We start from the raw sequence: 13,446 nt of genomic DNA, 5'->3' as shown, positions 1-13,446 counted from the left end.
ACTTATGCGGATTCTCGTTCCACCAGGTGAAATCCAACATCAATAATATCGTCTTCACGCGGAATTTGTTCTATACGATCGGCAAGCAGAGAGGCGGCGCGTTGTCCAATAGCCCGTCTGTCGACGCTGACGGTGGTGATGGCAGGTCGGTTACTGGCGGCAAAGTCGAGATCGCCAAAACCGATTACCGCTAATTCCTGCGGCACGCGTAGACCACGGCTTTCAGCTTCCATGATCGCCCCCTGGGCTAACGTATCTGAGCTACAGACGATGACATCAAACGCGCGTTCAGCCAATAGCTGTGCCAACCCGCTACGCCCCAATGCCAGAGAGGCAGGAAGCGGGACATCCACCTGTGCACCAGCCGCAATACCATGACGGCTCAGCGCATCGCACAGTCCTTGTTTACGCTGGCCTGCCCGGCGATCGGCGGTCCATAGCAAACCAGGACGGCGATACCCTTTGTCCAGCAAATAGTCTGCTACCGCCTGCCCGACTTTTTCGTGCGAAAACCCCACCAGCATATCGATGGGCGTTGGCGTTAAATCCCATATTTCCACGACCGGGATGGCCGCATTAAGAATCACCTTTTTCAGCTCGGCGGTATGATGGATACCGGTGAGCACTACACCATCCGGGCGACGAGAAAGCAGCGTTGCCACCAGCTCAGCCTCTGTTTGCGGCGTATAACCCGACACGCAGAGCAAGATGTGGTATCCGCGTTCAGCCAGTTCATCGCTTAATGACTGGATGGTATCGACAAACATATTGTTGTTAATTTGTGGGACAACCACAGCAATAAGCTTACTGCGACGCGACGCCAGCCCCCCGGCCAGCGCGTTGGGAATATAGCCAGTGGCGCGTACCGCCTGCATCACTTTTTCTACTGTTCTCGGGCGCACCAGTTGCGGGGTATTCAACGCCCTGCTCACCGTCATGGGCGACAACCCCGCGGTACGGGCAACATCTTCCAGCGTGGGTGCGCGCGGAGGTCTGGGATTTTTCACTGTCGATGCCCTTGTCAAAAATCGCTGATTTATCCTGGCATTATTCATCATGATTTCGGCTATTGCCAGCGCCCCTCTACGATAACGCTGAGAAAACAGCAGCTTAGTTAATTAGCGCCATCTGAAATGATAGCGCCATCATAATGACTTGTGCATTTACCCATAAAGTATTGGAATGTGATGCTGTTTACAAGTTACTGCCCTTTCGTCTCAGTATTTGTGAGCGATTGTTCAAAACGCATTCAATTCGCTGGCGCAATGATTGCGCTAACACTAAAAATGTTAGCGCAATCATTTGTTATCACCAGGAGAGATTAAAATGTCATTAAGTGCGAATTCCGATGCCGTAACGTATGCCAAATCAGCCAATGCAAAAACCGCGGCTGAAACCGGCGACCGTATCGAGTGGGTTAAGCTGTCCCTGGCTTTCCTTCCTCTGGCAACACCCGTGAGCGATGCCAAAGTGCTGACCGGTCGCCAGAAACCCCTAACCGAAGTTGCTATTATTATCGCGGAGATCCGCAGTCGCGACGGGTTTGAAGGCGTTGGATTTAGTTACTCCAAACGGGCTGGCGGCCAGGGAATCTATGCTCATGCCAAAGAAATTGCCGATAACCTGTTAGGCGAAGATCCAAACGATATCGACAAGATCTACACCAAGCTGCTGTGGGCTGGAGCTTCCGTAGGGCGCAGCGGCATGGCGGTTCAGGCTATCTCCCCTATCGATATCGCCTTGTGGGATATGAAGGCCAAGCGTGCAGGGTTGCCGCTGGCTAAACTATTGGGTGCACACCGGGACTCCGTGCAGTGTTACAACACCTCCGGCGGATTCCTGCATACGCCGCTGGATCAGGTGCTCAAAAACGTCGTTATTTCCCGTGAAAACGGCATTGGCGGCATCAAACTCAAGGTTGGTCAGCCAAACTGCGCCGAGGATATTCGCCGCTTAACCGCGGTGCGTGAAGCGCTGGGCGATGACTTCCCGCTGATGGTCGATGCCAATCAGCAGTGGGATCGAGAAACCGCCATTCGTATGGGACGAAAAATGGAGCAGTTCAATCTGATCTGGATTGAAGAGCCGCTGGATGCCTACGATGTGGAAGGTCACGCCCAACTGGCCGCCGCGCTTGATACCCCGATTGCTACCGGTGAAATGCTGACCAGTTTCCGCGAACATGAACAGCTGATCCTCGGTAATGCCAGTGATTTTGTGCAGCCCGATGCACCGCGTGTGGGGGGAATTTCACCGTTTCTGAAAATTATGGACCTGGCAGCAAAACACGGTCGCAAACTGGCTCCGCACTTTGCCATGGAAGTTCACCTGCATCTGTCAGCCGCTTACCCGCTTGAGCCATGGTTGGAACATTTCGAATGGCTGAACCCGTTATTTAATGAACAGCTTGAGCTGCGCGATGGTCGGATGTGGGTTTCCGACCGTCACGGTCTGGGGTTCAGCATCAGCGAGCAGACGCGCCGCTGGACGCAATTAACCTGCGAGTTTGGTAAACGTCCTTAATTTATTTGGCGGGTAAGTAATACCCGCCCTCTTCCCTACAGAAACGCTCTCAACCTTATGAAAGGAGTGGGTGATGAACACAATAATAAAGCGCACAAAAGTGCGTTACGGTATTTTGATATTTCTGTTTCTTGCCACCGTATTTAATTACGCCGATCGCGCGACGTTATCCGTCGTGGCTCCGATTATGAGCAAAGAATTAGGTTTTGATCCCGAAGCAATGGGGCTGGCCTTTTCTGCCTTCGGTATTTCTTATGTCATTATGCAATTGCCTGGCGGCTGGCTACTTGATCGCTACGGTTCTCGTCTGGTATACGGCTGCGCCCTGATTGGCTGGTCACTGGTGACCATGTTTCAGGGCACCATTTATCTGTATGCCAGTCCACTTGTGGTATTGATAATCTTACGTTTACTGATGGGTGCCATTGAGGCTCCGGCCTTTCCTGCCAACAGCCGATTAAGCGTACAGTGGTTTCCTAATAATGAACGAGGCTTTGTCACCTCAGTTTACCAGGCCGCGCAATATATCTCGTTAGGGGTAATTACACCGTTAATGACGATTATTTTGCATAATCTCAGCTGGCACTTTGTTTTTTATTACATTGGGGCGATTGGCGTTATTCTTGGCATCTTCTGGCTGGTAAAAGTCAGAGATCCTATGCATCATCCGAAGGTAAACCAGCAGGAAATTGACTATATCCGGGAAGGCGGTGGCGAACCGTCGCTGGGAAATAAAAAAGAGCCACAGAAGATTACCTTTGCGCAAATAAAAAGCGTCTGCGTCAACCGCATGATGATTGGCGTTTACATCGGGCAGTTCTGCGTGACGTCAATCACCTGGTTCTTCCTGACCTGGTTTCCTACCTATCTGTATCAGGCTAAAGGAATGTCGATCCTTAAAGTGGGGTTTGTCGCCAGTATTCCTGCTATTGCCGGTTTTATCGGTGGATTGTTAGGGGGCGTTTTTTCAGACTGGCTATTAAAACGCGGCTACAGCCTGACGGTTGCTCGTAAGCTACCCGTTATCTGCGGAATGTTACTTTCCTGTGTCATCGTTATCGCTAACTACACCTCGTCAGAATTTGTGGTTATCGCGGCGATGAGTCTGGCATTTTTCGCCAAAGGCTTTGGCAATCTGGGATGGTGCGTACTTAGCGATACTTCACCAAAAGAAGTGCTCGGCATTGCTGGCGGCGTATTCAATATGTGCGGCAATATGGCGAGTATTATCACGCCGCTGGTGATCGGCGTCATTCTGGCGAATACCCAGTCATTCGATTACGCCATTCTGTACGTCGGTTCGATGGGGCTGATTGGCCTGATTTCTTATCTGTTTATCGTGGGGCCACTGGATCGTATTACGCTGAACCCGTCCGTCGCGTAATGTAAGCTTATGGCGATAGTTCGCCCGCTGTTCCGGGATTTGCACTCCTGCGGAACAGCGTTTTTTTGTTTAAATAATCTTATTATTTTTCAGTACAGTACGCAGTCGCGGGTGCTGGCAAACCGCGTCAGCGATGGCGCTGATATTGGGCGTGTTGTCCTGAAACCAGTCATGCCCCGGCCCCCACGTACGCATAACGGCAATATAAACGTCCAGCAGTGTTAGCTGATCGCCGAACGCGTACGGCTCAGCGCTTAGCTGGTCGTTCAGCCACATATAAAGCGATTTGCGGTACTCAATACAGTTCTTTTTTAACTGCGCCGCGGCGTCTGGTACCCAGCGTTGTGGATAATCGGCATAGGTAAACGTTGGATAGACATTTGCCACCAGCCATATCAACAGACGCTGAAACTGCTGGCGCTCAGCGTGCCCAACGGGTGGCGCAAGTTCAGGACAACGATCGAGGATCATCAGGGCGATCGCCGCCGTTTCCGTCATCACGTTACCATTTTCCAGTATCAGTGTGGGCACCTGGCACAACGGATTCATTTTTTTAAGCAACTCCCGCGAAGGCCCATCGCGGTCAAAACCATCCACATCAATAAAGCTGTAAGGGATCTCCGCCAGTGTGAGCATCACTTCACTGATGGCCGATCCCCAGCCCGGCACCCCATAGACCTTAATCATGCTGCCCCCCCCCAAAGTTAAAACCCTAAGTGTAGAGCAGCATTCGTCAGTCTATGCAGACCTGCCTATCTTTCCCTTGAAGTTCACAGCACTTTCGACAAGAACTGCTGGGTGCGCGTGTGGCGTGGATGATTCAGCACCTGCTCGCTGCTGCCCTGTTCGACAATTTTGCCATCGACCATAAACACCACCTGATCCGCCACTTCCCGGGCGAATCCAATCTCGTGCGTCACCACAACCAGCGTGGTTCCCGACTGCGCCAGTGCTTTGATGACATCCAGAACTTCGCCTACCAGTTCAGGATCCAGCGCTGAAGTGGGTTCATCAAACAGCATAACGCGTGGATTTAGCGCCAGCGCACGGGCTATAGCGATACGCTGCTGCTGACCGCCGGAGAGATGACGCGACCAGGCATCGGCTTTATTACGCAGGCCAACGGCATCAAGCAGAGTTAATGCCCGCTCGGTGGCGGCTTTACGCGATGCCAGACCGTGCGCAATGGGCGCTTCAATCAAATTCTCCAGCACTGTTAAGTGCGGAAACAGATTAAAATTCTGGAACACATAGCCGACGTTAACGCGCTGGCGCAAAATTTCCGCCTCTTTCAGCTCATACAGCTTGTCTCCCTGCCGACGATAACCAATGTAATCGCCATCGATTTGAATAAACCCTTCATCGACGCGCTCCAGATGGTTGATCGTCCGCAAGAGTGTGGATTTCCCTGAACCGGACGGGCCAAGAATAACCGTTACCGTTCCGGGAGGGATCTCCAGCGATACATTATCCAGCGCTTTGTGGCGACCGAAGTATTTGCTGACGCCGGTAATGGAAATATGGCCTTCAGGCGAGTGGGACATGGACGGCCTCCTGCTGTGGACGTTGACGGTTGCGTTTTTCTGCACGGCTCACCCGGGCGGTATTGATTGCGGAACGTCGCTCGCTGCGGGCCAGCGCGCGTTCGACCAGGTGCTGAATTAACGACAGGACGCTGGTGATCACCAGATACCACACCGCACCCACCATCAGCAGCGGGATCACTTCCTGCGTGCGGTTGTAGATCATCTGGATGGTGTAGAACAGCTCTGGCATTGCCAGCACGTATACCATCGCCGTCCCTTTCGCCAGACTGATGATTTCATTGAAGCCAGCAGGCAAAATGGTGCGCAGCGCCTGCGGCAGAATAATTCGCAGCGTACGTCGCCATGCGGGTAAGCCCAGCGCTGCCGCTGCTTCGTACTGGCCGTGGTCAACCCCTAAAAATCCACCACGAATAATTTCAGCGGTATAGGCGCTTTGCACCAGCGTCAGGCCAACCACCGCGGTGGAAAACTGGCCGAGTACATTGATGGTCTCAAAACTGCCCCATTGAATGGGAGTAAACGGAATACCAATCGCCAGCGTGTCGTACAAATAGGAGAAGTTGTACAAAACGATGAGCACCACAATCAGCGGTAACGAACGAAACAGCCAGATGTATCCCCATGCCAGACCGTTCAGCAACCAGGAAGATGAAAGCCGTGCCAGCGCCAGCAGACCACCGATGATAATACTCAACAGCGTACCGATAAGCGTCAGTAGCAGAGTTTGCCCAAGGCCGGACAAGATAACCGGATCAAAGAACCAACGGGCAAACACGCCCCATTCCCAGCGCGGATTAAACGCCACGGACTGGATAATCACCGCCAGGACAAACAAGGCAATGACTGCTCCTGCGGTGCGCATCGGATAGCGCGCCGGTACGACTTTAATACTCTCCGTCGTTTTCATCTTCTCTCCTCAGGCTATTCTGGCCTGACCGGCGATGGTCAACAGTTTGGTAAAGCGCAGCCGGCCATCAAACGGTGGCAGGCTGTACTCTTCGGGATCGCGCGCTGTATCAAATTGCGGATCGTAGCCCTGGCTTAAATAAAGTCGCACGGCCTCCGGCTGGCGAAATCCCGTGGTCAGATAAATCCGGCTGTAGCCCGCCAGCAGCGCCCTGCGTTCCAGCTCCTGCACCACGCGCGCCGCCAGCCCCTGCTGACGCAGGCTGCTTTTCGTCCAGATGCGCTTAATCTCGGCGGTGTCTTTGTCGTAAGGTTTGTAGGCCCCGGTGGCGATAATCTCGCCGCTGCGCTCCAGTACCACGAAAAGTCCCTGCGGTGCCAGATACCATTCGGTCAGCTCCACTTCAGCGTCGCGAGAAAAATAATCGCCATAGCGGGCGGCATATTCACCGAACAGACCGTTCAAAATTGGCTGCAGCTCGCTGGCTTCAGGTGAGACCACGCGAAATTGATCGCTCACGATGACCTCCTTAGTCGCCTAAACCGGCCGGGTTGATTTCAGATTGCGGAATACGTTCCACCCCTTCTCCCCAGCGGTTCAGCACCTTGTCATAGTCGCCGTTGCCAATTACGCCGTTGAGGGCGGTTTGTACCGGCAGAACCAGACCGCTGTCCTTTTTCAGCGTCACAGCGATGTGTGCCGCTTTTGGCCAACCGCCATCAACGCTGCCCACCCGTTGCGTTTTACCGTTGAGTGCAGCTTTCCACGCGCCGATAACGTTAGGACCGAAGTAAGCATCGGCGCGGCCTGACTGCAGAGCCAGGGTTTGCGCGGCATCATCTTTGGTATACACCGGCGTAAACGGCTGCAACCCTTTCTTCACGTTCTCATCGTTCCAGGCGAGCAGGATGGCTTCCTGATTTGTCCCCGAACCGACGATGATGCGCAGACCGGCAATATCTTCTGCCTGCTCGATTTTCTTCAGCTTACTGCCGGTTTTGACATAGGAGCCAAGGGAGTCCTTACGATACGTCGCGAAATCGAATTTCTCTTTGCGGGCTTTGGTGACGGTAATATTGCTGATCGCGGCATCATATTTGCCGGACGTGACGCCCAGCGGCCAGTCTTCCCATGACGTGGGCACGACGTTGAGTTCCAGCCCCAGACTATCAGCCACCAGACGAGCGATGTCCGCCTCGCTGCCGATCAGTGTCTTATTGTCATCGGCAAAGACGGTCAGCGGCGGCTGGCTTAGCCCGGCAATCGCCACGGTGAATTTACCCGGTACGGCCAGGTGCAGGTTCGCGGGCAACTGCGCAATCGCCTGCGGATTTTTTGCCGTATTAATTGGCGTTTTATTGGCTTCCAGGCTTACGCCCGTACCGTTAATAGTCACATCATTTGCCCAGACGTTAGCGCTGAAAGCCAGTGACAGCGCGAGGAAAACTGATTTTTTCTGCATAGCGTTTTTCTCTTATTGTGTGAATTGGTTTGCAGGTGTCGCGAGTCCCAGGCTTGCGCGCAGGGTCGTACCGGGATATTCATGGCGGAACAGGCCACGCGCCTGAAGCACGGGGACAACCTGTTCGACAAAACGTGGGAAGGTATCTGGTGTTCCACCCTGGATGATAAAACCGTCTGCGGCTTTTTCGTCGAACCACTGCTGAAGACCATCGGCAACCTGTTGCGGCGTACCGCTGAAACGTGGGCGTGGACTGGCCGCTTCCAGAGCAACCTGGCGTAGCGTTAAGCCACGCTCACGCGCGTTGCGTTTGATCTCATCAGTCGTACTGCGAAAGCTGTTTTGTCCAAGGGAGCCCAAATCCGGGAACGGTGCGTCCAGTGGATATTGGGCGAAATCATGATGTTCAAAGTAGCGGCCCAGGTAGTTCAGCGCGTCGGTAATAGAGACCAGCGCAGCGGTAGTCTGATACTGCTGCTCAACATCCTCAGCGCTGTCGCCAACAATCACGCTGACGCCCTGGAATATATGCAGTTGTTCGGGATGTCGCCCGGCGTAGGCCAACTGGCTTTTTACATCCTGATAGAACTCTTTGGCCTCCGCCAGCGACTCCTGATGGGTAAAAATAGCATCGGCATGCTGCGCTGCTAATTTCTTACCATCCTGTGAAGCACCCGCTTGAAATATAATCGGACGGCCTTGTGGCGTGCGCCCAATATTTAACGGCCCTGCGACCTGAAAATAATCTCCATGATGGTTAAGCGTGTGCAGTTTTTGCGGATTAAAAAATTCTCCGCTTGCCTTATTACGGGTAAAAGCATCATCTTCCCAGGAATCCCACAGTCCTTTCACCACCTGTAAATATTCATCGGCGATACGATAACGCAGGGCATGTTCTGGATGCTGAGCACGGGAATAGTTCTTTGCCGAACCCTCCAGAGGTGATGTGACCACGTTCCATCCGGCTCGCCCCTGGCTGAGATGATCAAGGCTGGCGAACTGCCGTGCGGTAGTAAACGGCTCGCTGTATGACGTGGATACCGTGCCAACCAATCCCAGATTTTGGGTAATGCTGGCCAAAGCAGATAATACCGTCAGCGGCTCAAAGCGATTTAAAAAGTGTGGGATTGATTTTTCATTAATATACAGACCATCGGCGACAAAAATAAAATCCAGCTTCCCTTTTTCCGCAATAAGCGCCGTCTCTTTGACAAAATCAAAATTAATACTGGCATCGGCCTGTGCCGCCGGATGACGCCATGCGGACATATTTCCCGCTGCGCCATGCAGAATAGTGCCGAGCCGTAGTTGCCGATTTTCAGCCATAATAACCCCTACCCAACAGGTAAACTTAAAGATGTGCGAATGCCGTTTTTGCTAACTGTGCAAAGTAATGCGCGGCAGGTTCAATTAAACGTTCGTCCGGATTAAAGCCCGGGTGATGTAATCCGTATTCACTGGCGCTGCCAATACTGACAAATGCGCCAGGCGTATTTTGCAGATAGACGGCAAAATCCTCGCCGCCCATATGCAGGTCGGCATGGTGGGTGGTGTAGCCTGATTGTTTCGCCACGGCGGTGGCGATATCGGCCCAACGTGCATCGTTTACCAACGCGGTCGGCCCCGCGTGCCAGATAACGTCGATTTGTGCGCCAAAGGCGTGGGCAAAACCGGCGGCGATGTCATTAACCCGTGCTTTAACCTGCTGTTGCACCGAAGTCCGGTGCGTTCTGAGCGTCCCTTCCAGCTCAACGGATTCTGGCAACACATTCCATGTATTTCCTCCCTGAATACGGGTCACGCTAAGCACCACTGAATCCAGTGTGTTAACGTCGCGACTGGCAACGCTTTGCAACACCGTGACCAGTTGGCTGGCGAGCAGGATGGCATCTCTGCCTTCATGCGGACGCGCCGCATGTGCGCCCTTGCCATTAATACGCAGCACGAAGCGATCGACGTTGGCATAGAACGCACCGCCGCGTGTGGCAAATTCCCCCACCGGTAAACCTGGCTCATTGTGCATGCCGAAAATAGCCGCAACGTTGTGCAGCGCACCGGCGCGGATCAGCGTTTTTGCGCCACCGAAACTCTCTTCAGCGGGCTGAAACAAAATTCGTACTCGACCCGGTAAGTGTGTTTCCTGTTGTTTAAGCAGCAGCGCGGCGCCCAGCATGACGCTGGTGTGAACGTCATGTCCGCAGGCATGCATCACTCCCGGCGTGAGGGAGCGAAACGGCACATCGGCGCTTTCTTCTATCGGTAGCGCATCGATATCTGCTCGCAGCGCGATGACCTCTTCTCCCTGCCCGATTTCCGCGACCAGACCGGTTTTCAGGTCGAACGGCAAAATCTCGACGTCCGCTGCGTGCAGCCAGGCGTGAATGCGCGCCGTCGTTGCCGCCTCTTGCAGGGAAAGTTCCGGGTGCTGGTGTAATTCACGACGCCAGTTGATAAGCGTTGAGGCCAGAGTCATCAGAGCACCTCCACGGCGTTATGGGCTTGCGCCAACAACCGCAGCGATGTCAGACGCGCGTGACCTTCCGCCACTGGCGTGTCGATAATGAACTCATCAATGCCAAATTGCGTATGCAGGGCATTCAGCTTCGCCATCACCTCCTGAGCCGTGCCGTGTAACAACGCCTGCTCACGACGCGCGATTTTGCGTGGCGGACTGCCGGCCTGCGCGGCGAATGCCAGCGCCTGCTCTTCGCTGGCTACCGTGACACGTTGACCATTCTCCAGCTCCACGCCCCAGATTTGCACGTTTTCCGCAAGCTGCGCGGCGGTATCGTTACTGTCAGCCACAATCACTTGTACGGCAACTATCGTCGGACGTGCGCTGTGGGTCTGCCAGAAGGACAAAACGTCACGCAATAACGCGCGGTCACCGTTGAGGTGTGCCGCGAAGATAAAATGCCAATTGAATTGCGCTGCTAACTGTGCGCTTTGCACACTGGCTCCCAGGACAAATCCTTCCGGCGGTATCGGTGGGATTGGCGTCGGAAATACCGTTTCCCCGCTTTCCGTGCCGCTCAGCGTCAGCCAGTCGTTAAGCTGGGAAAGTTGGTCGGCAAAACTGCCTTTTTCATCCTGATGCACTCCTTGCTGTAGTGCCTGAGTCGACAGTGGTAAGCCGCCAGGGGCTTTCCCTACGCCGAGATCGACACGCCCGGGTGCCAGCGAGGCCAGAAGATTGAAGTTTTCCGCCACTTTGTACGGGCTGTAATGTTGCAGCATCACGCCACCGGAGCCTACACGAATACGCTGGGTTTGCCCGAGGATCCAGGCAATCACTAGCTCCGGTGATGGGCTGGCCAGCTGTGGCGTATTATGGTGTTCCGCGATCCAGAAACGATGGTATCCCCACTCTTCTGCCTGCTGCGCCAGACGTAACGTCCGGGCAAGCGCCATCGCGGCGGTTTCACCTTCCCCGAGGGGGCTTTTATCCAGAATACTCAGGCGATATGACATGTTACGGGCCTATGCTTGTTAACATGTCATTATTATTAAATTATCAGATAACCATGCAGAAACATTTAATTCACATTTGCTCAGCTAAAAAGTAGATAACCAGCCCTGACGCTGTCAGGGATAAAATTCGGATCGCCTTGTACTGGTCGGAACACGAAACTGAAAACACGCGGAATGTATGGCCTACAAAATATAATAGGGTCGTTGGTCTCACGGGAATAACATCCAAATCATTTCATGCCAGTTTTCTTTTTGCGAAAACGTTTTTTAACGCGATTTACGTTAAGTCAGGTTAAATGACTTAAAACGTTATGCGGTTGTATAAAATGTTTCAGTTTTATGACCCTGAATGAATATTCCACAGAGATTTTTTAATTTAAATACTTCCACAGAAATGATGATTAGTAGAGAATGCAGCGTTTCTTATTAAAACGGTTTAAAACGGCTTTTTAATATTCATCCCGATTTTATTGCGGGAATTTTTGTATGGATTATACATATCATTATGGGGCCTCTATGAAAAGTAACATGCCCGTTACACAAATTGAGCACGCACTTAACGACAAAGCGACGCTGCTTTCAACGACGGATAAAGAAAGTCATATTACCTACGCTAACTCTGCTTTTATCGATGCCAGCGGATTTAACGAAGATCAATTAATGGGCGAAGCGCATAATATTATTCGCCATCCTGACATGCCTCCCGCTGCATTCGCCGATATGTGGTACACGCTACAGCAGGGAGACAGCTGGACGGGTATGGTGAAAAACCGCCGCCAAAATGGTGACCATTACTGGGTTCGCGCCAATGTTACGCCGGTCTGGCACAATGAAAAACTCACCGGTTACATCTCGGTGCGTACCGTTCCTTCGCGTGATGAAATAACTCACAGCGAAAATTTATACCAAAAAATGAATAGTCAGCAGTTTAAAGGCTTTCGACTTTTTAAAGGGATTATCATTCGTCGCGGCTTATTGGCATGGACCTCCATGTTTAAATGGCTGAATATCAGCCAGCGCGTCAATTATTCTTTAGGGGTGACGGCCCTGCTCGCTTTGCTATTTATCTTCGCCCCGTTTAATCCATTTATTCAGTCGGGTGGCTTGCTGGTGTTATTTATGGCGCTGGCTATTTACCTTAAGTATCAAATTTGTCAGCCAGTTAATACGCTCCTGACGCAAATGAAAAAAGTGGTGTCCGGACGTAAACCTGATAACTGTCATTTAAATCGGGTGGATGAGATCGGAATGCTAATGCGACTGGTTAATCAGTCCGGACTTAATCTGAATTCTCTGGTCGATGACGTCAGTACGCAAATTTCCGGTATTCGCGCTATCAGTCAGCGGGTGTCAAAAGAAGGTACGGCGCTGCATCAGCGTTCAGAAGAAACCTCTGCCGACCTGCAACAAACCGCTGCGGCCATTGAAGAAATTGGTAGCGCGGTACAACAAACCGCTGAGACGGCGGCACATACCATGACCATGGCCGATAAAACCAGCGCCAACGCTGCAGAAGGCGGCGATATCATGAAACAAACTATCGCCATGATGCAGGCGATATCGCGTGACAACGGGCAGATCGTTGACATCATTGGCGTGATCGACAGCATCGCCTTTCAGACCAATATTCTGGCGCTCAATGCCGCGGTTGAGGCCGCGCGAGCCGGGGAATCCGGGCGTGGCTTCGCCGTTGTCGCGGCAGAAGTCCGCAATCTGGCCCAACACTCGGCGTCTGCGGCAAAAGAGATCAAACAGCTTATTGAGAAGAACGTCGCCAATGTTAATAGCGGCGTCAAAATGGTGGAGCAAACGGAAACGCATCTCACCGGGATGATTGGGGATGTACTGCAGATGTCGATGATGATCAAAGACATTAGTCTGGCCACGCGTGAGCAAACCCAGGCTTTGGATCTGATTAACGATTCAATTTCACGCGTTGGCACCATGACACACAATAATGCCGAGATGGTGGAGCGCGTCACCGACGCCACCGCCGATCTGACCCAGCGTTCATCACGCTTACAGCAGGCCGTTCAGGTCTTTGGCGTATCGGCATAACGTTACGGCGCTTATTGGGTGAATGTCTCGATAAGCGCACTCCTCTACAGGTATAAACGCCCTTCTCCTTTATTGGCTGAATCGAGGCCACACC

General features: G+C 52.7%; 10 protein-coding genes and 1 pseudogene. 3 read left to right on the top strand and 8 right to left on the bottom strand.

All coding sequences use genetic code 11. The features are described 5' to 3' along the window. Window positions 1-2: 2 nt before the first annotated feature. Window positions 3-1,007, bottom strand: coding sequence for a LacI family DNA-binding transcriptional regulator (locus HV350_RS12640; RefSeq protein WP_047417410.1), 1,005 nt, complete (start codon window positions 1,005-1,007; stop codon window positions 3-5). A gap of 319 nt (window positions 1,008-1,326) precedes the next feature. Here HV350_RS12640 and HV350_RS12635 point away from each other — a divergent pair, with 319 nt between their 5' ends. Both HV350_RS12635 and HV350_RS12630 read left to right on the top strand, forming a co-directional pair. Further along, window positions 1,327-2,523 (top strand): L-talarate/galactarate dehydratase, encoded by a 1,197-nt coding sequence (locus HV350_RS12635; RefSeq protein WP_016153126.1) that lies wholly within the window; start codon window positions 1,327-1,329, stop codon window positions 2,521-2,523. A gap of 73 nt (window positions 2,524-2,596) precedes the next feature. Then, window positions 2,597-3,907 carry an MFS transporter gene (locus tag HV350_RS12630; protein WP_131350794.1) on the top strand — a complete coding sequence of 437 codons (1,311 nt, stop codon included), beginning with the start codon at window positions 2,597-2,599 and terminating at the stop codon, window positions 3,905-3,907. A 69-nt stretch (window positions 3,908-3,976) separates the two neighbouring features. Here the strand turns inward: HV350_RS12630 and HV350_RS12625 are convergent, their stop codons facing one another. The 7 genes and pseudogenes from HV350_RS12625 to HV350_RS12590 all read right to left on the bottom strand — a co-directional run bounded on the left by HV350_RS12625 (window position 3,977) and on the right by HV350_RS12590 (window position 11,294). Beyond that, window positions 3,977-4,594, bottom strand: coding sequence for a glutathione S-transferase family protein (locus HV350_RS12625; RefSeq protein ID WP_016153128.1), 618 nt, complete (start codon window positions 4,592-4,594; stop codon window positions 3,977-3,979). Window positions 4,595-4,677: 83 nt separating this feature from the next. Beyond that, complete coding sequence (locus HV350_RS12620; protein WP_016153129.1) at window positions 4,678-5,451, bottom strand: amino acid ABC transporter ATP-binding protein; 774 nt, start codon at window positions 5,449-5,451, stop codon at window positions 4,678-4,680. Further along, window positions 5,435-6,361 (bottom strand): amino acid ABC transporter permease, encoded by a 927-nt coding sequence (locus HV350_RS12615; protein ID WP_016153130.1) that lies wholly within the window; start codon window positions 6,359-6,361, stop codon window positions 5,435-5,437. The genes HV350_RS12620 and HV350_RS12615 overlap by 17 nt, the downstream gene beginning before the upstream one ends. 9 nt (window positions 6,362-6,370) lie before the next feature. After that, window positions 6,371-6,880, bottom strand: a complete 510-nt coding sequence (locus tag HV350_RS12610) for a GNAT family N-acetyltransferase (RefSeq protein ID WP_016153131.1) — start codon at window positions 6,878-6,880, stop codon at window positions 6,371-6,373. A gap of 10 nt (window positions 6,881-6,890) precedes the next feature. Next, window positions 6,891-9,149 (bottom strand): annotated as a pseudogene (locus tag HV350_RS26660) (NtaA/DmoA family FMN-dependent monooxygenase). Window positions 9,150-9,174: 25 nt separating this feature from the next. Then, window positions 9,175-10,296 (bottom strand): amidohydrolase, encoded by a 1,122-nt coding sequence (locus HV350_RS12595; RefSeq protein ID WP_181630605.1) that lies wholly within the window; start codon window positions 10,294-10,296, stop codon window positions 9,175-9,177. Continuing rightward, window positions 10,296-11,294, bottom strand: a complete 999-nt coding sequence (locus HV350_RS12590; RefSeq protein ID WP_181630604.1) for an MsnO8 family LLM class oxidoreductase — start codon at window positions 11,292-11,294, stop codon at window positions 10,296-10,298. Before HV350_RS12590 ends, HV350_RS12595 begins: the two co-directional genes overlap by 1 nt. Before the next feature lie 516 nt (window positions 11,295-11,810). On the opposite strand from HV350_RS12590, the gene HV350_RS12585 reads away from it, so the two are divergent. Then, window positions 11,811-13,352: a PAS domain-containing methyl-accepting chemotaxis protein gene (locus tag HV350_RS12585; RefSeq protein WP_086616429.1), complete on the top strand. Its 1,542-nt coding sequence runs from the start codon at window positions 11,811-11,813 to the stop codon at window positions 13,350-13,352. Window positions 13,353-13,446: the final 94 nt, after the last annotated feature.

Source organism: Citrobacter sp. RHBSTW-01013 (assembly GCF_013781985.1).
GTDB classification, from domain to species: Bacteria; Pseudomonadota; Gammaproteobacteria; order Enterobacterales; family Enterobacteriaceae; genus Citrobacter; species Citrobacter braakii.
The sequence above is the reverse complement of the archived record's forward strand: the minus strand, read 5'-3'. Positions and strand labels throughout refer to the sequence as shown.

Coding starts and splice junctions, on each gene's coding strand:
- HV350_RS12635 (WP_016153126.1), top strand. CDS start 1,327: ATGTCATTAAGTGCGAATTCCGATGCCGTAACGTATGCCAAATCAGCC.
- HV350_RS12630 (WP_131350794.1), top strand. CDS start 2,597: ATGAACACAATAATAAAGCGCACAAAAGTGCGTTACGGTATTTTGATA.
- HV350_RS12625 (WP_016153128.1), bottom strand. CDS start 4,594: ATGATTAAGGTCTATGGGGTGCCGGGCTGGGGATCGGCCATCAGTGAA.
- HV350_RS12620 (WP_016153129.1), bottom strand. CDS start 5,451: ATGTCCCACTCGCCTGAAGGCCATATTTCCATTACCGGCGTCAGCAAA.
- HV350_RS12615 (WP_016153130.1), bottom strand. CDS start 6,361: ATGAAAACGACGGAGAGTATTAAAGTCGTACCGGCGCGCTATCCGATG.
- HV350_RS12595 (WP_181630605.1), bottom strand. CDS start 10,296: ATGACTCTGGCCTCAACGCTTATCAACTGGCGTCGTGAATTACACCAG.
- HV350_RS12590 (WP_181630604.1), bottom strand. CDS start 11,294: ATGTCATATCGCCTGAGTATTCTGGATAAAAGCCCCCTCGGGGAAGGT.
- HV350_RS12585 (WP_086616429.1), top strand. CDS start 11,811: ATGAAAAGTAACATGCCCGTTACACAAATTGAGCACGCACTTAACGAC.